The sequence below is a fragment of the Alteromonas sp. genome (assembly GCF_984505615.1).
In genome coordinates this window covers 50,560-68,637 of the sequence record NZ_CFHOXV010000001.1, presented here as the reverse complement: position 1 = coordinate 68,637, position 18,078 = coordinate 50,560, and the positions used below count along the sequence as shown (strand labels likewise).

21 protein-coding genes are annotated in these 18,078 nt (G+C 48.6%); 8 read left to right on the top strand and 13 right to left on the bottom strand.

The genetic code is table 11. The features are described 5' to 3' along the window. The first annotated feature begins 3 nt into the window (after nucleotides 1-3). The 3 genes from thrB to ung are packed head-to-tail and all read left to right on the top strand — an operon-like array spanning nucleotide 4 to nucleotide 2,909. On the top strand, nucleotides 4-954 hold the full coding sequence (gene thrB, locus AC4PME_RS00315) for a homoserine kinase (RefSeq protein WP_491044567.1): 951 nt from the start codon (nucleotides 4-6) through the stop codon (nucleotides 952-954). Between the two features lie 18 nt (nucleotides 955-972). Continuing rightward, nucleotides 973-2,256, top strand: coding sequence for a threonine synthase (gene thrC, locus AC4PME_RS00310; protein ID WP_491044568.1), 1,284 nt, complete (start codon nucleotides 973-975; stop codon nucleotides 2,254-2,256). Beyond that, nucleotides 2,253-2,909, top strand: coding sequence for a uracil-DNA glycosylase (gene ung, locus AC4PME_RS00305; protein ID WP_491044569.1), 657 nt, complete (start codon nucleotides 2,253-2,255; stop codon nucleotides 2,907-2,909). Before thrC ends, ung begins: the two co-directional genes overlap by 4 nt. A 59-nt stretch (nucleotides 2,910-2,968) precedes the next feature. On the opposite strand, the gene AC4PME_RS00300 is transcribed toward ung, so the two are convergent. From AC4PME_RS00300 to tal, 3 genes are all read right to left on the bottom strand, one after another. Then, complete coding sequence (locus AC4PME_RS00300) at nucleotides 2,969-3,145, bottom strand: DUF3545 family protein (protein ID WP_303572827.1); 177 nt, start codon at nucleotides 3,143-3,145, stop codon at nucleotides 2,969-2,971. 230 nt (nucleotides 3,146-3,375) lie between these two features. Further along, the gene (gene pgi, locus AC4PME_RS00295; RefSeq protein ID WP_491044570.1) at nucleotides 3,376-5,025 is read right to left on the bottom strand and encodes a glucose-6-phosphate isomerase; all 1,650 of its coding nucleotides are present in this window, start codon (nucleotides 5,023-5,025) and stop codon (nucleotides 3,376-3,378) included. A gap of 30 nt (nucleotides 5,026-5,055) precedes the next feature. After that, the gene (gene tal, locus AC4PME_RS00290; RefSeq protein ID WP_119502237.1) at nucleotides 5,056-6,015 is read right to left on the bottom strand and encodes a transaldolase; all 960 of its coding nucleotides are present in this window, start codon (nucleotides 6,013-6,015) and stop codon (nucleotides 5,056-5,058) included. A gap of 351 nt (nucleotides 6,016-6,366) precedes the next feature. On the opposite strand from tal, the gene yaaA reads away from it, so the two are divergent. After that, entirely contained in the window at nucleotides 6,367-7,143 is a 777-nt protein-coding gene (gene yaaA / locus AC4PME_RS00285; protein WP_491044571.1) for a peroxide stress protein YaaA, read from the top strand. Between the two features lie 21 nt (nucleotides 7,144-7,164). Here the strand turns inward: yaaA and AC4PME_RS00280 are convergent, their stop codons facing one another. The 5 genes from AC4PME_RS00280 to AC4PME_RS00260 all read right to left on the bottom strand — a co-directional run bounded on the left by AC4PME_RS00280 (nucleotide 7,165) and on the right by AC4PME_RS00260 (nucleotide 11,669). Continuing rightward, complete coding sequence (locus AC4PME_RS00280) at nucleotides 7,165-8,352, bottom strand: pyridoxal phosphate-dependent aminotransferase (protein ID WP_303572831.1); 1,188 nt, start codon at nucleotides 8,350-8,352, stop codon at nucleotides 7,165-7,167. A 343-nt stretch (nucleotides 8,353-8,695) separates the two neighbouring features. Beyond that, on the bottom strand, nucleotides 8,696-9,250 hold the full coding sequence (locus AC4PME_RS00275; protein WP_491044572.1) for a hypothetical protein: 555 nt from the start codon (nucleotides 9,248-9,250) through the stop codon (nucleotides 8,696-8,698). 2 nt (nucleotides 9,251-9,252) lie between these two features. Beyond that, nucleotides 9,253-9,759 carry an RNA polymerase sigma factor gene (locus tag AC4PME_RS00270; RefSeq protein WP_491044573.1) on the bottom strand — a complete coding sequence of 169 codons (507 nt, stop codon included), beginning with the start codon at nucleotides 9,757-9,759 and terminating at the stop codon, nucleotides 9,253-9,255. Nucleotides 9,760-9,774: 15 nt separating this feature from the next. Further along, nucleotides 9,775-10,302, bottom strand: coding sequence for a hypothetical protein (locus AC4PME_RS00265; protein ID WP_491044574.1), 528 nt, complete (start codon nucleotides 10,300-10,302; stop codon nucleotides 9,775-9,777). A 368-nt stretch (nucleotides 10,303-10,670) separates the two neighbouring features. Continuing rightward, entirely contained in the window at nucleotides 10,671-11,669 is a 999-nt protein-coding gene (locus AC4PME_RS00260) for an NADP-dependent oxidoreductase (protein ID WP_491044575.1), read from the bottom strand. A gap of 146 nt (nucleotides 11,670-11,815) precedes the next feature. Between AC4PME_RS00260 and AC4PME_RS00255 the strand changes: the two genes are divergently transcribed. Next, nucleotides 11,816-12,451 carry a glutathione S-transferase family protein gene (locus tag AC4PME_RS00255; protein ID WP_491044576.1) on the top strand — a complete coding sequence of 212 codons (636 nt, stop codon included), beginning with the start codon at nucleotides 11,816-11,818 and terminating at the stop codon, nucleotides 12,449-12,451. Between the two features lie 28 nt (nucleotides 12,452-12,479). Here AC4PME_RS00255 and AC4PME_RS00250 read toward each other — a convergent pair whose 3' ends face one another. The 4 genes from AC4PME_RS00250 to AC4PME_RS00235 all read right to left on the bottom strand — a co-directional run bounded on the left by AC4PME_RS00250 (nucleotide 12,480) and on the right by AC4PME_RS00235 (nucleotide 15,131). Further along, nucleotides 12,480-12,884 (bottom strand): DUF4426 domain-containing protein, encoded by a 405-nt coding sequence (locus tag AC4PME_RS00250; RefSeq protein WP_119503451.1) that lies wholly within the window; start codon nucleotides 12,882-12,884, stop codon nucleotides 12,480-12,482. 115 nt (nucleotides 12,885-12,999) lie between these two features. Then, entirely contained in the window at nucleotides 13,000-13,545 is a 546-nt protein-coding gene (locus AC4PME_RS00245) for a YggT family protein (protein WP_119502229.1), read from the bottom strand. A 27-nt stretch (nucleotides 13,546-13,572) separates the two neighbouring features. After that, the gene (proC, locus tag AC4PME_RS00240) at nucleotides 13,573-14,394 is read right to left on the bottom strand and encodes a pyrroline-5-carboxylate reductase (protein ID WP_119502228.1); all 822 of its coding nucleotides are present in this window, start codon (nucleotides 14,392-14,394) and stop codon (nucleotides 13,573-13,575) included. A 50-nt stretch (nucleotides 14,395-14,444) separates the two neighbouring features. After that, on the bottom strand, nucleotides 14,445-15,131 hold the full coding sequence (locus AC4PME_RS00235; RefSeq protein WP_119502227.1) for a YggS family pyridoxal phosphate-dependent enzyme: 687 nt from the start codon (nucleotides 15,129-15,131) through the stop codon (nucleotides 14,445-14,447). Nucleotides 15,132-15,159: 28 nt separating this feature from the next. On the opposite strand from AC4PME_RS00235, the gene AC4PME_RS00230 reads away from it, so the two are divergent. The 3 genes from AC4PME_RS00230 to AC4PME_RS00220 are packed head-to-tail and all read left to right on the top strand — an operon-like array spanning nucleotide 15,160 to nucleotide 17,652. Beyond that, nucleotides 15,160-16,197: a type IV pilus twitching motility protein PilT gene (locus tag AC4PME_RS00230; protein WP_119503450.1), complete on the top strand. Its 1,038-nt coding sequence runs from the start codon at nucleotides 15,160-15,162 to the stop codon at nucleotides 16,195-16,197. A 10-nt stretch (nucleotides 16,198-16,207) separates the two neighbouring features. Continuing rightward, a complete protein-coding gene (locus AC4PME_RS00225) occupies nucleotides 16,208-17,323 on the top strand; it encodes a PilT/PilU family type 4a pilus ATPase (RefSeq protein ID WP_119502226.1) in 1,116 nt (371 codons plus the stop codon). Nucleotides 17,324-17,331: 8 nt separating this feature from the next. Continuing rightward, nucleotides 17,332-17,652, top strand: coding sequence for a putative signal transducing protein (locus tag AC4PME_RS00220; RefSeq protein WP_491044577.1), 321 nt, complete (start codon nucleotides 17,332-17,334; stop codon nucleotides 17,650-17,652). A 9-nt stretch (nucleotides 17,653-17,661) separates the two neighbouring features. Here AC4PME_RS00220 and ruvX read toward each other — a convergent pair whose 3' ends face one another. Then, nucleotides 17,662-18,078: a Holliday junction resolvase RuvX gene (ruvX, locus tag AC4PME_RS00215; RefSeq protein ID WP_119502224.1), complete on the bottom strand. Its 417-nt coding sequence runs from the start codon at nucleotides 18,076-18,078 to the stop codon at nucleotides 17,662-17,664.

Sequence of the window (18,078 nt, the reverse complement as noted above, 5' to 3'; positions counted from 1 at the left end):
AGTATGAAAACCACCCGCGCTTATGCGCCAGCCTCCATCGGCAATGTAAGTTTAGGTTTTGATGTGTTGGGTGCCGCACTGGCACCCGTCGACGGCACTGAGTTAGGCGATGTTGTTGAAGTAAAAGATGCAGATGCATTTTCTTTGACCGCCACCGGCCCGTTTGCCCATAAGTTACCGGCAGGTGCCGATAACAACATTGTTACCTTATGCTATGCCCATTTTTTTGAAGAAATGGTAAAAGCCGGCAAACCCCCCCGTCATGTTGAACTGATTTTGCATAAGAACCTGCCCATTGGCAGCGGCCTTGGCTCCAGTGCCAGTTCTATCGTTGCAGCCTTTCATGCACTGAATGCACACTTTGAATATCCCTTTGATGAGAATGCGCTTCTGTTAATGATGGGCGAGCTGGAAGGGCAGATTAGCGGCAGCATTCATTATGACAATGTTGCCCCCTGTTATCTTGGCGGATTAACCCTTATGACCGGCAATGATGCCGAAGTGACGGTGAAATTACCGGTTATCGGCAGCTGGTACTGGGTTGTGTGCTACTCTGGAATAAGTGTTTCCACATCGGCGGCCCGGAATATTTTGCCGAAAGAAGTGGCGATGGCAAATACGCTGACTTTTGGCCGTCAACTGGGCGTGTTCGTGCATGCACTGCACGCGCAGAACGCGGGCCTGGCAGCCAGTGTGATGCAGGATGTAATAGCTGAACCTTACCGCAAGTCATTATTGCCCGGCTTTGACGAGGCCAGAGCGTTCAGTATGGAAAATGGTGGATTAGCATTCGGGATCTCCGGTTCTGGTCCGACAGTATTTGCTGTCTGTGACGATGCTGAAAAAGCCGAAGCGATTCGTGAATGGCTGCAGGCCAATTACGTACAAAATGAAGATGGCTTTAGCCACGTTTGCCGGATCCCTGATAAGGGTGCGGTAGAGCAGCAAGTGTAAAGATTAAAGGTATCCCAGGTGGAATTAGTAAATTTAAAAGTAGCATCAGACACCGCTTCCTTTTCAGAAGCAGTAAAGCGCGGTTTAGGTCAGGAGCAGGGCTTATATTTCCCTACTGACATTCCGAAATTAGACGACATCGATGGCTTGCTCAAAAAGCCTTTCGTTGAGCGCAGCACAGAAGTGCTTACCGCCTTAATCGGTGACGAGCTGGGCGAAGGCACCATTGGCAGTATTGTTGAAGAGGCGTTTACCTTTCCGGCTCCTGTGGTCAGTGTCAATGACAAAGTCGCCACACTGGAGTTGTTTCACGGTCCTACGCTGGCCTTTAAAGATTTCGGCGGCCGTTTTATGGCGCAGGTGCTTTCCCGCATCGGCAATGGCGAACCCATTACCATCCTTACCGCCACGTCCGGTGACACCGGTGCCGCTGTTGCCCATGCGTTCCACGGTATCCCGAACATCAATGTGGTGATTTTATTCCCGAAAGGAAAAATCAGTCAGCTGCAGGAAAAGCTGTTTACCACTTTGGGTGATAACATTCATACCGTTGCTATCGAGAGTGATTTCGACGCCTGTCAGGCGATGGTTAAAAATGCGTTTGACGATCCGGATGTGCGTGAAGGTTTGCATCTGAATTCAGCAAACTCTATCAACATCAGCCGTTTGCTGGCGCAGGTTTGTTACTACTTTGAAGCGGTTAGCCAGCTTACGCCGGAACAGCGTGAAGAGCTGGTTATCTCGGTGCCGAGCGGTAACTTCGGTAATCTGACAGCAGGTATGATTGCCAAGTCTATGGGCTTGCCCATTAAGCGTTTTGTTGCGGCAACGAACCTGAACGATACTGTTCCCCGTTACCTGAAAACCGGCGAGTGGGCGCCCAATCCGACGGTTGCAACCATGTCTAATGCAATGGATGTCAGCCAGCCAAACAACTGGCCCCGCATCGAAGCGCTGATTGAGCGTGGTTACCTGGATAAGTCGTGCCTGCGTGGTGAATGTGTAGATGAAGAATATACACAAATCGCCATGCGTCAGCTTGCGCAACAGGGATATACCAGCGAACCTCATGCTGCCATCGCTTACCGTGCGGTAAGTCACGATTTGGCGGACAATGAGTATGGTCTGTTCCTTGGTACTGCACATCCGGCTAAATTCCGCGAAACCGTTGAGAATGTACTCGGACAGCCTCTGAGCCTGCCTCAGGCACTGGTAGAGTGTTCGAGTAAAGAAAGCCAGGCCGTGCCACTGCCAGCTGACTACGAAGCGCTAAAAGCGCACATGTTCTCTATATTGAAATGACAACATGGCAAGATGTGCTGGGACCTGAAAAGTCCCGGCCTTATTTTAAATCACTAATGGCCAGGGTTGATGAGGCCAGGGCTGCATCAGTGGTGTTTCCTCCTGAACCGGATGTATTCAATGCATTCGCTCTCACCCCCCTGAATAAAGTGCGGGTTGTGATCCTGGGACAGGATCCCTACCACGGGCCGGGACAGGCGCACGGATTATCTTTTTCCGTAAAGAAAGGCGTAAAGCTGCCACCATCGCTGAAGAATATCTGCAAAGAACTGGAAACGGATATCGAAGGGTTTTCTATGCCTTCTGACGGCGATCTCACGTCGTGGGCTGAGCAGGGTGTATTGTTGTTAAATACTGTACTGACGGTAGAGCAGGGGAAGGCACACAGCCATGCAAAGTTTGGCTGGGAACCGTTTACCGACCACGTCATAGCCGCCATTAATGAACACACCAGCAATGTGGTGTTCCTGTTGTGGGGCAGTCACGCGCAAAAGAAAGGCGCAAATATCGACAAACAGCGACATCTGGTACTGGAAGCACCACATCCGTCTCCGTTGTCGGCCTACAAAGGTTTTTTCGGGTGTCAGCATTTCAGTCAGACAAATGCCTGGCTGCGCAAACACGGGCAACCTGCCATTAACTGGCAGATATAAAAACCTGCAGGGTGATATAACGAAAAACGGCCACCTGATATCAGGTGGCCGTTTTCATTTTATCTTTCCATCGATTCCAGTTCGTACTCAAAACCGTAGTCGATTTCTGCCAGTTCTTTTTCCAGTTTGAACCTGTCTTGTAAGGCTTCGATCTCTCTCCACTTTCTTTTCTTGCTTTTAGTTTTAGCCGGAGTTTCTTCAATATTTAACATCGCAAACAGATCTGACTTATCCACTAGGATCTCCTTTTGTTTACCACTAACATCAGTGTCAGAGTTGAATGTTTTTTCATCCTTCTGACTACTTTTGTATCACAGTCGACACGATAATAAAATGATTAAATTTACCTTTTATTAACAAAATATGACGATTGCATGACAGCGTGTGGTTTGCCCAATGAAAACGGCCAGTAAAAACCGGCCGTTTGTCAGATGCACTTATTTGGCGTAAACCAAATTAACTTTCCTTAAGTTGGTGCATTGGCGTTTCTGAAGCGATTAATGAGTTGTTGGGTAGAAGCATCAAACGCATCGCTTTCTGCCTTACCCTGAATGCCGTCAAGAACCTGATTACCAAGTACTTTTCCTAACTCGACACCCCATTGATCAAAGGAGTTCACCTGCCAGATAACGCCCTGGACAAATACCTTATGTTCATACATTGCAACCAGCGCGCCAAGTGTTTGCGGATCCAGTTTATCGAACAAAATTGTATTGCTGGGTTTATTACCGGGCATGGTTTTGTGCTGAGCCAGTGCTTTGCGTTCACTTTCATCAGACACCTTACCTTCAAGATCAGCGTAGCATTCTTCGAAGGTTTTTCCCTGCATAAGTGCCTGAGTCTGACCAAAGCAATTCGATGCCAGCATGGCATGATGCGTGTCGTTCTGATTAGGCACATTCAGCGGCAGCATAAAGTCTGCGGGGATGACAGAGGTACCCTGGTGGATTAACTGATGGAAGCTGTGCTGACCATTGGTGCCTTCACTTCCCCAGATAACCGGGCCGGTTTCCCACTCAACCACATCGCCGTTCTGTGTGACCTGCTTACCGTTACTTTCCATATCAAGTTGCTGCACATAAGCGGGCAGTCCACGAAGATAATGATAGTAAGGCAACATGACGTGAGACTGTGCATCAAAGAAATTGCGGTACCAGACGCCGAGAACTGCAAGAATAACGGGCAGGTTGCTTTCAAATGGTGCATCACAGAAATGTTTGTCCATTTCATGGGCGCCTTCGAGCAAGCCTTTGTAGTTTTCAAAACCCAGTGCCAGTGCGATGGGTAAGCCTATCGCAGACCACAACGAGTAGCGTCCGCCAACCCAGTCCCACATGGGGAAAATGTTTTCTTCCGCAATTCCGAACTCAGTGGCTGCTTTAACGTTTGAGGATACGGCAACAAAGTGTTTTGCAATATCTTCCTGAGTGCCGCCCTGTTCCAGGAACCAGGCTTTCGCAGTTAAGGTATTCTGCAACGTTTCCTGAGTGGAAAACGACTTGGAAGACATAACGATTAACGTTTCTTCGTGATCCAGAGACGTCAGCACATCATGAATATGACAGCCGTCTACGTTTGCTACAAAGTGCACTTTAACGGCATCATGGGTGTACGGCTTCAGCGCCTCAGTCATGATTTTAGGGCCCAGGAATGAACCGCCGATACCAATGCTGACTACGTGTTTAACTGGCTTGCCGGTATAACCTTTGTGCTCACCGGAATGCACTGAAGCCGTAAAGGCTTCAATTTTGTCCAGCGTAGCCAGCACTTCCGGCATCACATCTTCACCGTCAACCATAACGGGCTTACCACTGAAATTACGCAGCGCTGTATGCAGTACAGCACGTTTTTCAGTGTTGTTGATGGTGTCACCGTCAAACATGGCTTTACGATGCGTGTCCACGCCCTGTGCTTTCGCCAGTGCAAACAATTGTGCAAGCGCTTCTTCGTTAACACGGTTTTTTGAATAATCAATAAACAAACCACAAGCCTGCGCCTGCATGGTGTCTGCACGCTCAGGCTGCGCGTCAAACCAGTCACGCATGTGAGTCTTTTTGATGTCTTCTGCCAGCTTCGACAAATTAGCGAAAGCTGGCTGTTGGGTAAAATTTGTCATTGTCTGAATGTTTCCTGATACCAGCGAAGTTTATTGACCCAGTTTTTCTTTCAGCATGGTTTCCAGTTTTTCCTGGTCAGCTGCAAAGTTGCGGATCCCTTCTGCCAGCTTTTGTGTCGCCATGGCATCTTCGTTCATGTCCCAGCGGAAACCTTTTTCGTCCAGTTTCGCGCCCGGTGTTGCTGTGGCGCCTTCGTCTTTCAGTTTCACAGGCAGCGCTTCAGTACTGTTTTTGAGTTCTTCCAGCAGATTCGGGCTGATGGTCAGACGGTCGCAACCGGCCAGCGCCTGAATTTCACCAATGTTACGGAAGCTCGCGCCCATGACTACCGTGCTGTAACCATGCTCTTTGTAGTAGTTATAGATGCGGGTTACTGAAACCACACCCGGATCTTCTTCTGCGGTGTACTCTTTCTTGTCAGTGTTGGCTTTATACCAGTCAAGAATACGGCCCACGAAAGGAGAAATAAGATAGACACCGGCTTCCGCGCAGGCACGTGCCTGTGCAAAGCTGAATAACAGTGTCAGGTTACACTGGATCCCTTCCTGTTCCAGAATTTCAGCAGCCTTGATGCCTTCCCAGGTGGAAGCGATTTTGATCAGAATACGTGATTTATCGATACCTTCATCGTTGTACAGTTCAACCAGACGTTTTGCTTTAGCAATAGTCGCGTCGGTGTCGAATGATAAACGGGCATCTACTTCTGTAGAAATACGACCCGGGATTACGCCGGAAATTTCTTTACCGATAGTAACGGCAAGCTTGTCAGAGGCATCTGTTAACTGCTGAGCCGGATCCTGTGACTGTAATTTAGCCCATGCCACTGCATCGTCAATGTAACCCGCATATTCAGGAATACCTGCGGCTTTAAGTAAAAGAGACGGATTCGTCGTAGCGTCTACAGGCTCGTACTTTTTGATCGCTTCGATATCGCCGGTATCGGCAACGACGGTAGTGATTTCGCGCAACGCGTCTAATTGATTGCTCATCGTTTCTCTCTGAATGTGTGACCTAAATAAATGAACAGCCCGCCACCGGAAGGGGGCAGACTGATTGAATATGTTGGTTGTAAACAGCTGAATCAACCACTATGTAGGGTTTGTATGTCCGGACGGTTAAACCAGATCGAATTTAGTAAATTTATAACAGACTGGCGGGTTAAATAACACAGCAAAGCGCTAAATTATCCCGCTATAGCGTATAAACATAACGGTTTAATCCCAATCCGGCGGGTAAAAGGGCAAAAACGCGGGGCAGACCGTGATATTCTTTGCGCCGGAGTTTGATAAGCCCGATGAATATGTTACTGCGGTGTCTGATAGTAAAGAGGAAGTTGAATTATGTTAGTTGTTGTTTCACCGGCTAAGAACCTGGATTTTGAAACGCCGGTGCCGGTAGCGTCGTTTACGAAGCCTGCCATGTTGTCATCTGCTGAAGTACTGGTAGAAACCTGCCGGAAACTGACGCCGGCAGACCTGTCTTCTTTGATGAAGATCAGCGATAAACTGGCGACACTGAACGCCAACCGTTTTGACTCTTTCACTACCCCGTTTACCAAAGACAATGCACGTCAGGCGCTGTACGCCTTTAACGGCGACGTGTATACGGGCCTGGATGCTTATTCATTGTCTGAGCAGGACGTGGAATATGCACAGCAACATTTAAGAATGCTTTCCGGCCTTTACGGTCTGTTACGTCCGCTGGACTTAATGCAGCCTTACCGTCTGGAAATGGGGACCCGTCTTGAAAATCCTAAGGGTAAAAATCTCTATGAATTCTGGGGAACAGATATCACCCTTGCGCTGAATAAGGCGCTGGAAGAGCAGGGCGATAATGTACTGATTAATCTGGCTTCAAATGAGTACTTCAAGTCAGTCAAGGCGAAGTCACTGGACGGCATGATCATTACGCCACACTTTAAAGACAAGAAAAACGGTCAGTACAAGGTGATTAGTTTCTTTGCTAAAAAGGCGCGGGGATTAATGGCCAGATATGTGATTCAGAATCGCATTGAAGACGTAGCGGGTTTAAAGGCGTTCAGCGAAGCGGGTTATGTCTTTTCGCCGGAACAGAGCACTGAGACGGATTTGGTATTTTTACGGGATGAGGCTGAATAAGCCTCACCCCGCCACAGGCACTTAAGCCAGTACTTTATTTAATGCAGCTACACAGGCATCGGTTTCTTCCGGTGTACCCACGCTGATGCGTGACCAGGAATCATAGCCTGGCCACGTACGGCCAACTACTTTGATACCCTCATCTTTCATCTTCGCAGCAAACTGGTCGTGGGGCATGCCGGTATCCACGTAGATGAAGTTGCCCTGAGGATTTTTCGCGTAAGGACGACCCAGTTCTTCAGCAACCTTAGTCAGTTTAGTACGTTCGGTTTTGATGCGGTCGCGCATGGTGTTCAGGTTCGCATGATCGTCCATACTCGCCATTCCGGCCACCAGTGCCAGATAGTTAACACCACCCATACGCAGTTTTCCGCCCAGAGATTTAGCCTGATCTGCCGGCATAATGGCATAACCTAAACGTTGTCCTGCCATAGCATGAATTTTTGAAAACGTACGGCAGATAACCACGTTATGCCCTTCGGCAACCAGCTTAGACTGCACGTTTGCCGGATAGGCATCAGACATTTCAATGTAGGCTTCGTCGATGAACACCTGCGCTTTTTTCGATACCCGTTTGGCAAACGCTGTCAGTTTGGCAGGGTCGACCATGCAGCCGGTGGGGTTGTTAGGGTTACATACGTACACAGCCGTGGTTTCGTCAGTAACTGCAGCTTCAATGGCATCTAAGTCGAAACCCATTTCTGCATCCAGAGGCACGTAGGTGACATTGGCACCCATGAACTCGGCGCCGCGGGGAATACCTTCATAAGTGGCCATCGAGGTAACGAGGTTATTACCGTTTTCAGTTATCCACTCTGCATAACCGAATAAAATAGGTGATGAACCATTCGTAACAACGATTTGGTCTTCAGAGACACCTTCCTGCGCGGCAATTTTCTTTTTCAGCACATCGACAGTAGCATCTGTGTAACGGGCGAGATTAAAAAGTTCACCCTGCATCGCTTCAACGGCCTTCTGTGAAGGACCAAAAGCATTTTCATTCGAAGACAGACGAACCAGACCGTCATTAACATTTGGCGTTGCAGACGGGAAATGTTCAGTTTTCATTCCCGCTGCCTGCAGCTCTTTTACACCGGTATCGAAACAACCCGTAAGGGCAACTGCACCCGCACCTAAACTAAATGTTTTTAACCATTTACGGCGCGAAGCACCTTCAGCAGAAATGTTCCCGGTTAATTCTTCAGACATGAGTTCCCTCTTATTTTGGGTAGTGGTAGTTGAATGCCAGTGTTTTCTTATTGTTATCACCTGGGTGTACGTACTCATGTAATGCAACAGATATTCCAGAAACCTGTGAGGCATGCCGGTGGGCTGCTAATGGAGGATAAAGCGCCGTTTAATAGCGGTGAAGTGCGGGTTTCAGCACAAAATCAGTGGCAGACGTGGGCCGGCAATGCAGGAAATGTTCTAATCTGATGCGGCACTTGAACCAAAATGGTGAAAGGCTTATCAGTAAAGATAATAACGCCGGCTGTCTTTATATGAAGATGAAAAGTGCGGACAGTAAAGCCACATAAGTGGCTGTATCAGCTCAGGACATCTCATCGATTAGCTTAAGCCTGGCGGGTAATCTCTTTTTCAAAATGGCATACCGCACCCAAACCGCTGCCACAATCGCGCCGTTTACAGCAAGCTGGGTTAACCACATCGTCCAGGTGGCGTACAGAACAATATTGATAACGGCGATGATAAGTAAGGCGCCGAAAAGACCTGCACATGCCAGTGCACTGTACCACCAGTAGGTGACCTGTCGCTGATACTGATGGCGTTTAAACGCAAGCATGCTGCTCACATCTGTAGTTTCCATGCGCCATTGTTTCTGCCTGAAGGAAAAACTCCAGATACCGAAAAGCAATGCAACAGGCGACAGCGAGCCAATGCCCCACATCTCCCAATTGGATGCGGTCAGGAAAAGTGCCGTGTAAGCAGCATAAATGGATACAGCGACAGCCATAAGCAGATCGATATACGCTTTTACTTTCATACTGCGCTGCGCCCGTGTCACCTGCTTTATCAGCTTTTCTGCATCGACGTCGGGTGTCGCCGCTTTAAAGGCCTTTTGCCATTGTTCAAACTGCGGGTCCATGGTTAATTCCTGTTCATTATTTGTTCTAGTTGCTTTCTTGCACGGTGTGAGCGCTGTGCAATGGCATCCTCTTTAAGTCCCAGTACATTGCCAATTTCTGCAAAACTGAAACCTTCCAGTTGCAATGCAATCACCTGGCGGTAGGGCAAAGGAAGCTGGTGTAGTGCTGTCATGAGATCAATGGCATTTTCCTGATGCGCATTTTTCTCCTGTAATTTATGGTCAAACAACATTTCGTCTGATGAAGGACTCTCATGCCGTCGCAGCTCTTTGAGAACATGGTCAACCGCGCGATTGTGGGCGATCCGTGTAATGTACGTTTTAACACTGGCTTCGCCGCGAAATGCAGATGTTCCGCTTTCACTGCTGTCGAGTGCACGCCAGATTGCAACAGACATATCCTGAATCAAGTCTTCCTGTAAGGCTGTGTCTGCTTCATGGGTGGCAGCAATCCGCGCCAGTAAGGGCGTGAACTGCTGCAATAGATGAGTGATTTGCGATGCATCCAAACTGGCAATCCCTGCTTAATGTTCTGAAAGATAGCGCTGATATACGCAGTACCATGTACAAGCCAAAACCGGTCCTGATAATACGACTGAAAGCAGAATGGTATAGGGCGCCAGTGCCAGCAACAAGCCCTGTATGATTGCAATAACGCAACATGGTTTCCACATTCTGACGACAGCGCTGATGCTATCCTGTACCGCACGCAACGGGTTCCGGCTTGCAAAGAAAATTCTGGCAGGGGCAAAAATGAGCAGGGTCATCAGGGGAACGGCTGACGCGAAAATCAGGCTAAGATGCCAAACTTTAATACCAGTCCCGCTCATATGGAAAAACATGGCCACTGCGTCATCACCTGCAAGTGCATAAGCCACACCAAATTGTTGAGCGGCCACAATGACACCGGTCACACTGTATACCGCTACAGATAACCAGTTTTTTGCGGCAAAGACAGACTTCACGGAAAAGGCACTGTGATGGTGAAGATAGCTGAGAACCGGCCAGACTGAGGCGACAACAATTGCCCCTGCCCATTTCGACAGGACCATTCCGGCGGGGCCCGGAATAACTTGAATACAGCCTGAGATAATCATTGGCAGAAGGCAGAATAAAAAAAGCTTAACAGGGGCCGTTTTGAACAGAGCCCATCCTTCAGCCAGCCAGATGTAAGCTTCCGGGAAAGAATATGAAGTTTTTAAAGATGCCGGTATTCCGTTGCCGGGTATGGAGCTGGTATTCATTGTCACGGTATTTTCCTCTTTTTGTCAGATGACTGAAGTGGTTCAGTTAATTCCATAGACGAGGAGAATCCGGAGATCCTGACAAAACTTTTTTAATTTTTTAAATTAAACCGTGAAATGTATAGAGAAAGCCGCAGGAAAATGCAGTCCTCCGGCCTTCTCTAAAAGATTAATAATCAAAGTTTTACAATCATTTTCCCTGTGTTCTTGCCGTCGAACAACATGTTCAGGCCGCTCTGTGCATTTTCCAGCCCTTCAATAATATGTGCACGGTATTTAATTTTACCCTGCTGCACATAAGGTGTGAGCTTTTCGAGTAATTGCGGGATCTCGCCCCAGTGATCAGGCATAGCAAACCCCTGAATGGAGACTCGTTTTTTGATAAGCGGGATCCAGTTGGGGCCGGGGGAAGGGGTGTCGGACTGGTAATCTGCAATCATTCCGCAAACGACAATGCGCCCGTGCTCGTTCATCCGGTTAACGATAAGCTGTTGTACAGGGCCGCCGGTGTTTTCAAAAAATACGTCAATACGGTTGGGGGTGAGGGCATCCAGCTGCGCCTTCAGGTTATCCGTCTTGTAATTAATGGCGCCGTCGAAACCTAACTCATTGACAATCCAGTCTGCTTTCTCATCGCTGCCCACAACGCCGATTACCCGTAAACCGTCAGCTTTAGCTAGCTGACCAACGATGGAGCCCACAGAACCTGCAGCGCCGGTTACAATCAGAGTTTCACCGGCCTCAGGTTTGCCGAACTTATATAACCCCGTGGTGGCTGTCAGACCGGGTAAGGCAAATACACACAGGGCCATCTCTTCGCTGATGCCGGGTTGTAACTTGTTGAAGCCCTTACCATCACTGACAAGGTATTCCCGCCAGCCTGTCATACCCATCACTTTGTCGCCTTCAGAAAAATCGGGATGGTTAGACTTTATGACTTCACCCACACCGCTGGAGCGCATTACCTCACCGAGCTCCACGGGCGGGATGTAACTTTCTCTGTCTTCACTCATCCAGCCCAGCATGGCGGGATCCAGCGACATATGCGTTTGTCTGATCAGTATTTCACCCTCTCCGGGCATGGGAACCTGCTTTTGCTCTGTGCTGAACAGGGATGCGTCGATCTGACCTTTCACCGGACGTTTAACGAGTTTGATTTCTTTATATTCAGACATAATGCCTCCTTTAACCGAATAGAAAGAGTGTAGGGATGAAGTTTGCGCTTGCAATAGTCACATGGGATAACGGAACAAATTGATGCGCTGAAGCCGGTGATTTGTGTATAGTTTCAAACAATCAAAATCACCGGAAAGGAGAGGGGATGTATACATTATACGGATTTGCAAAAACGCGTTCAGTGCGTGTGGCATGGGCACTGGAAGAGTTAGGCCTGCCTTATGACTACACGTTTATTAACTTACGTAAGGGAGAGCATAAATCAGCAGATTTTCTCGCGCTTAATCCGGCGGGTAAAATTCCTGCACTGATGACAGATTGCGGGCCAATGAGCGAATCTGCTGCCATCGTGACCTGGCTGATGGATAAGCATGGTTACGAAGAATTTATGCCGGTATTGGGTAGCAAGGCGCGCATGCTGTACGAACAGGCAATGGCATTTGTGATAACAGAGCTGGAGCAACCGTTATGGAACATGGCAAAGCATGACTTTGCATTACCGGAGGCACAGCGTCTTGAAGGCATGAAAGATGTCAGTATTTACGAATTCGGTGTGGCGCTGAAAGGGTTTTCTGCGTTGCTCGGAGAACAGGATTTCCTTACCGGACACATGTTCAGCGGAGTAGATATCGTCGCCGGACATGTATTGTCATGGGCGAAAGGGTCTGGTATGGATTTGACGTTTGATAATGTGAAACAGTATGCAGATCGGGTACTTTCCAGGCCCGCCTATGAGAAGGCATGGCGAAACGAAAAAGCGCATATGCCCGCATCGCTGTAACATCCCACTGACAGTTTGAAGCAGGAGATTACTCGACGAACATCTCCTGCTGGAACTTAAGTGTCTGAACTTCATTGCCCCGCTGAATATCGACGTTGAAGCGAAAGGTTTCTCTGTCATTAAAGGAAAGCGGGGCAAGATAGTAAATCGCTTCGCCTTCTTTTACCCGTTTGAAATTCAGTGTTTTGCTGTTACCTAAAAGGTTTCTCGCCTGACCCTTAACGGACACGACTTGAGCTTCTCCTGTTGTGCTGTCGAGCACCGAAATATTCACCAGTGCATTATATTTACTGCGCACAATGCCGTAATTTTGCGCGGTTTCCGGGGTGAAAAACGTGGTGTTCACTACGATGTAATGTACATCCCATTTTCCCAGCGTTTGTTTTTGTTCGGCTAATGCCGCAGGTACGGTAAACAGTAAAGATAAAAGCAGGCAGAGGGCCGGCAGACGGGCAAGGTAGTTCACAGTGTCTTCACCAAATTCAACTAATCACACAAAATCAGTACATAAACAAAAAAGGGTAGCGAAACCGCTACCCTTTTAAAACTTAGTATAAACCAAACGTATTTTGCAAAAGGATTTGCAGGAACTGTAATCCGATGATGGCTATCAGTACCGATAAATCCAGGCCACCAATGGGCGGAATAATACGGCGGATAGGAGACAGAAATGGTTCTGTCAGTTGATACATCACGTACTCAATAGGATTTTGTCCCTGCGATACCCAGCTGAGGATCGCGCGGATAATCAGGATCCAGAACATCAGCGAGAGGGTTTCTTTCACTACGGTTAAAAACGCCAGCAGGATAATAGATGCCGGATTGATGTTTCCACTGCCAAACAGCATGACCAGCGTCACAAACTTCAGTGCCGCGACAAGCAGGGCAAGCACGAACGTTGCCGTATCAAAGTTACCGACAGACGGGATGATACGGCGAAGAGGCCCCACTATGGGGTGTGTTGCTTTAACGATAAACTGGCTGGCCGGGTTATAAAAATCTGCCCTGACCAGTTGTAACCACAATCGTAATATCACCACCATCAGATACAAATCAAACAAGGTACTGATAAGAAAGACCGACGCGTTGCTCATTAACTGTTTTTCCTGTGAAGCTTAAACTTAAAGTTGTTTCGCCATTTCTTCGGCTCTGTCGACTGCGGCACGCATGGCTGCGCTAACCGTGTCCTGCAAGCCTTTATCGATAAATGTATTGATAGCAGCAGCGGTTGTGCCGCCCTTAGAAGTAACCTGAGCTCTTAACTCGCTTAATTCAATATCCGGATTGTGACAAACCATTTCAGCCGCACCCAGCATAGCTTGCTGAACCATGTTTCTGGCGGTCTGCGCATCAAAACCCATTTTCATGGATTCTTCCTGCATGGCCTGCAGAAACAGGAAGAAGTACGCAGGGCTGCTGCCTGCGGCGGCGATGACGCCGTTAATGCCGTCTTCTTCCTTCACCCAAACCGTTTCACCCACTGCGCCCATGACGTCGTCAGCGTACTGGCGGTCTGCGCTGCTTACTGTGTCGTCAGCGTACAAGCCCGTCATACCTTTGCCGATAAGGCTTGGAGTATTGGGCATAATGCGCACCACCGGATAATCGCCGCCCAGCATTTCCTGCAGGCGTGATACCGGCAAACCGGCTGCAATGGATAAAAACAGTTTACCGGACAGGTCGTTTTTTTCCTGCAAGGCGGCAAGCATGTCGCCCATCATTTGTGGCTTTACCGCCAGCACAATAGCATCGGCAAACTCACAGGCTTCATCATTCGACTGCGTGATCCGGATGCCAAACTCTTCCTGTAGTTTTTCCAGCTTGGGTGTTGAGGGATTACTGGCAAGAATATTGTCTTTGTCGTAGCCTGACTGGATAAGTCCGCTGATGATGCTGCGACTCATGTTACCTGCGCCGATAAATGCCAATTTTTTCTGTTGCATGAAAACCCTTATGTATTGCGTTTAAAACTCGTGAATAGCGAACCGGTCAATCAGCTACGCGCACCAAAAATAGCGCTGCCTACTCTGACCATGGTAGAGCCGTGTTCAATGGCGGCTTCGAGATCGCTGCTCATTCCTACGGACAGGGTATCAAAATCGCTCAGCTTTTGTTGATATTCCGCGAATAATTCAGCCAGCGTGGTCAGTGTTTGCGCCTGTTCTTCCTCGTCCGGAGAGGCTTTTGGTATCGCCATCAGCCCCCGCAATTTCAGGTTGGGCAACCCGATGATAGTATCAATCAGGGCTGGCAGTGCATTGATCTGAATGCCTGATTTACTGTCTTCATCATCGATATTAAGCTGTATGCACACATTCAGTGGCGGCATGTCAGAAGGTCGCTGGTCGTTCAGCCGGCGGGCAATCTTTTCTCTGTCCACTGACTGCACCCAGTCAAAATGCTCTGCAACGACTTTGGTTTTATTCGATTGCAGCGGGCCAATCATATGCCATTCAATATCAGTGAGCGCAGACAGATGCTGAATCTTTTCAACGCCTTCCTGTACGTAATTCTCACCAAACAAACGTTGTCCCGCTTCATACGCCAGGTTGATATCAGATACCGGTTTAGTCTTGCTGACCGCTAGTAATTGCACGGATTTTGGAGGACGATGCGCATTGGCAGTAGCTTGTTCGATTCGCGATTGGGCGGATTTCAGTCGTTCTGCTATTGTTTGCATTAATCATCTGGTGTTTGGAGACGTGGTTGTGGATATTACCGAACTTTTGGCTTTCAGTGTTAAAAATAAAGCTTCCGATTTGCACTTGTCGGCAGGACTGCCGCCGATTATTCGTGTCGACGGGGAAATGCGCAGACTGAATATCCCTGAGCTTGATCACAAGCAGGTACATTCGCTCATTTATGAAATCATGAATGACAAGCAGCGCAAGGAATATGAAGAGAATCTGGAAGTTGACTTTTCCTTTGAAGTAAAGGATTTATCCCGTTTCCGTGTTAACGCCTTTGTACAGAATCGTGGTGCTGCTGCGGTGCTTCGTACCATCCCCAGTAAAGTATTATCACTGGATGATATTGCTGCCCCGCCCATTTTCCGTGACCTGATTGACCAGCCTACCGGCCTTGTTCTGGTGACCGGTGCGACAGGTTCGGGTAAAAGTACCACGCTGGCAGCCATGATTGATCACATCAATAACACCAAGCGGGACCACATTCTTACCATTGAAGATCCCATTGAATTTGTTCATGAAAACAAGATGAGTGTTCTGAACCAGCGTGAAGTGCACCGCGATACACACAGCTTTTCCAACGCGTTACGTTCGGCGCTTCGTGAAGATCCCGACGTGGTGCTGGTGGGTGAGTTACGGGACCTGGAAACCATCCGTCTTGCGATGACCGCAGCGGAAACCGGTCACCTGGTATTCGGTACGTTGCACACCAACTCAGCGCCGAAAACCATCGACCGTATTATTGACGTTTTCCCGGCGGAAGAAAAAGCAATGATCCGCTCCATGTTGTCAGAATCATTACGGGCAGTTATTTCGCAAACCCTGATGAAAAAAGTCGGCGGTGGCCGGGTAGCGGCACATGAGATCATGGTGGGCATACCGGCAATCCGTAACCTAATCCGTGAAGACAAAGTGCCTCAGATGTACTCGGTTATCCAGACCGGTCAGGCGCATGGTATGCAAACCATGGATCAGGCACTGCAAAAACTGGTTGCATTAGGCGTCGTGAGCCATCAGGATGCAGCGGCGAAATCCACCGATAAAAATAAAATGATGTAGGAGATAAAGGGTGAAACTGCAGGGGTATTTTGAGAAAGCGACAGAACTCGGGGCTTCGGATATTTTTATTACCGTAGGTTTCCCTGTCAGTGCCAAAATAGACGGGCAGCTGACCCCGTTAGGTGATGAGCCGTTATCTCAGTTTCAGGCCAAGGAACTGGTTCAGAGTGTGATGGAAGAACGTTACATCCGCGAACTGAATGAACTGAAAGAAAGTAACTTTGCAGTTGGTATTACTAATGTAGGACGTTTTCGTTGCAGCGCATTCTGGCAACGGGACTCCATAGGTATGGTCGCCCGCCGGATTGTCACAGAAATTCCTAAAGTGGATGAACTGGGACTGCCTGCGGTGCTTAAAGACATTATCATGAGCAAGCGTGGTCTGGTGCTGATGGTGGGAGCTACCGGTACCGGTAAGTCTACCTCGCTGGCGGCACTGATTGACCACCGCAATCACAATTCCAAAGGGCATATTCTTACTATTGAAGATCCCATCGAGTTTATTCACCGGCACGGTTCCTGTGTGGTTACCCAACGTGAAGTGGGCATTGATACCATGAGCTTTGATGACGCATTGAAAAGCTCTCTACGTCAGGCACCCGATGTGATCCTGCTGGGCGAAATCCGCTCCATGGAAACCATGGAATATGCCATGTCCTTTGCTGATACCGGCCACCTGTGCGTCGCGACTCTGCACGCCAATAACGCTAACCAGGCGATAGAGCGCATCATGCACCTTGCACCTAAAGAAATGCATAACAAGCTGCTGTTCGATCTGAGTTTGAACCTCAGGGCCATCGTTGCCCAGCAACTGGTGCCGAAAAAAGACGGCAAAGGCCGGGTAGCTGCTATTGAGATTCTGCTTAATTCCCCGTTTGTGGCTGATCTTATTCAGACAAACCGTACCGGTGAGTTGAAAGATGCCATGAAGAAAGGCAAAGAAATGGGCATGCAGACATTTGATATGGCGCTGTATGAATTGTTTAAAGAAGACCGGATTACCTATGACCAGGCCATTCACCATGCCGATTCACCGAATGATTTACGTCTGATGATCAAACTGGACAGCAGTGAAGGCAATGAGCTGGGTTCTTTGTCCGGCGTGTCCATCGATATGGATGACTGATTCTTCCGATGCTGAAGTTATTTGGTCATGACGACCGTTTTCTGGTTCAGCAGGTTCGCTCTGAACTGGATGTCGCCCGTATTCCTTACCTGGTAAAAAATGAGTATGCCGGTGGTGCGGTGGGCGAACTTCCCTGGCAGGAAACACAAATGGAATTGTGGTTGCTTGATGAGCAGTGGTTCGGCAAAGCGAAGGGAATCGTTGATGCGCTTACCCCGGATAGTAACAAAGGGGAGAACTGGCAGTGTACCCATTGCGGGGAAGAGAACGAAGGGCACTTTTCATTGTGCTGGCAATGTCAGGCTGTGAAAGCAGAGCCGGCTTTCTGACCGGCTTTCTCAGTACTGATTTTCTGCCCAACTGGTAAAAATCACGCAGGCTGAAACGCTGTCGACTTTATCTTTAGTCAGTTTCTTATACCCACCTAATTCAAATAACATGGCTTTGGCATCCGCCGTAGACAACCTTTCATCCCAGGTCTCCACTTTTACATTAAAGCGGCCGTGAAGGCGGTTGGCGAAGCGTTTTGCCAGTTGCGTCACCGGTTGTTCTGTACCGTCCATATTCAACGGCAGCCCGACAATGACGAGATCCGGTTGCCATTCATCATAGATCCTTTTTACCTTTTCCCAGTCCGGTACACCATCCTGTGCTTTCAGGGCGGCAAGAGGGGAGGCTGTACCGGTTATCTCCTGACCAACAGCTACACCAATACTTTTTGTGCCAAAATCAAAGCTTAATACAGTCCGGCTCAT

Coding starts and splice junctions, on each gene's coding strand:
- thrB (WP_491044567.1), top strand. CDS start 4: ATGAAAACCACCCGCGCTTATGCGCCAGCCTCCATCGGCAATGTAAGT.
- ung (WP_491044569.1), top strand. CDS start 2,253: ATGACAACATGGCAAGATGTGCTGGGACCTGAAAAGTCCCGGCCTTAT.
- pgi (WP_491044570.1), bottom strand. CDS start 5,025: ATGACAAATTTTACCCAACAGCCAGCTTTCGCTAATTTGTCGAAGCTG.
- tal (WP_119502237.1), bottom strand. CDS start 6,015: ATGAGCAATCAATTAGACGCGTTGCGCGAAATCACTACCGTCGTTGCC.
- yaaA (WP_491044571.1), top strand. CDS start 6,367: ATGTTAGTTGTTGTTTCACCGGCTAAGAACCTGGATTTTGAAACGCCG.
- AC4PME_RS00280 (WP_303572831.1), bottom strand. CDS start 8,352: ATGTCTGAAGAATTAACCGGGAACATTTCTGCTGAAGGTGCTTCGCGC.
- AC4PME_RS00275 (WP_491044572.1), bottom strand. CDS start 9,250: ATGGACCCGCAGTTTGAACAATGGCAAAAGGCCTTTAAAGCGGCGACA.
- AC4PME_RS00265 (WP_491044574.1), bottom strand. CDS start 10,302: ATGGTCCTGTCGAAATGGGCAGGGGCAATTGTTGTCGCCTCAGTCTGG.
- AC4PME_RS00260 (WP_491044575.1), bottom strand. CDS start 11,669: ATGTCTGAATATAAAGAAATCAAACTCGTTAAACGTCCGGTGAAAGGT.
- AC4PME_RS00255 (WP_491044576.1), top strand. CDS start 11,816: ATGTATACATTATACGGATTTGCAAAAACGCGTTCAGTGCGTGTGGCA.
- AC4PME_RS00245 (WP_119502229.1), bottom strand. CDS start 13,545: ATGAGCAACGCGTCGGTCTTTCTTATCAGTACCTTGTTTGATTTGTAT.
- proC (WP_119502228.1), bottom strand. CDS start 14,394: ATGCAACAGAAAAAATTGGCATTTATCGGCGCAGGTAACATGAGTCGC.
- AC4PME_RS00235 (WP_119502227.1), bottom strand. CDS start 15,131: ATGCAAACAATAGCAGAACGACTGAAATCCGCCCAATCGCGAATCGAA.
- AC4PME_RS00220 (WP_491044577.1), top strand. CDS start 17,332: ATGCTGAAGTTATTTGGTCATGACGACCGTTTTCTGGTTCAGCAGGTT.
- ruvX (WP_119502224.1), bottom strand. CDS start 18,078: ATGAGCCGGACTGTATTAAGCTTTGATTTTGGCACAAAAAGTATTGGT.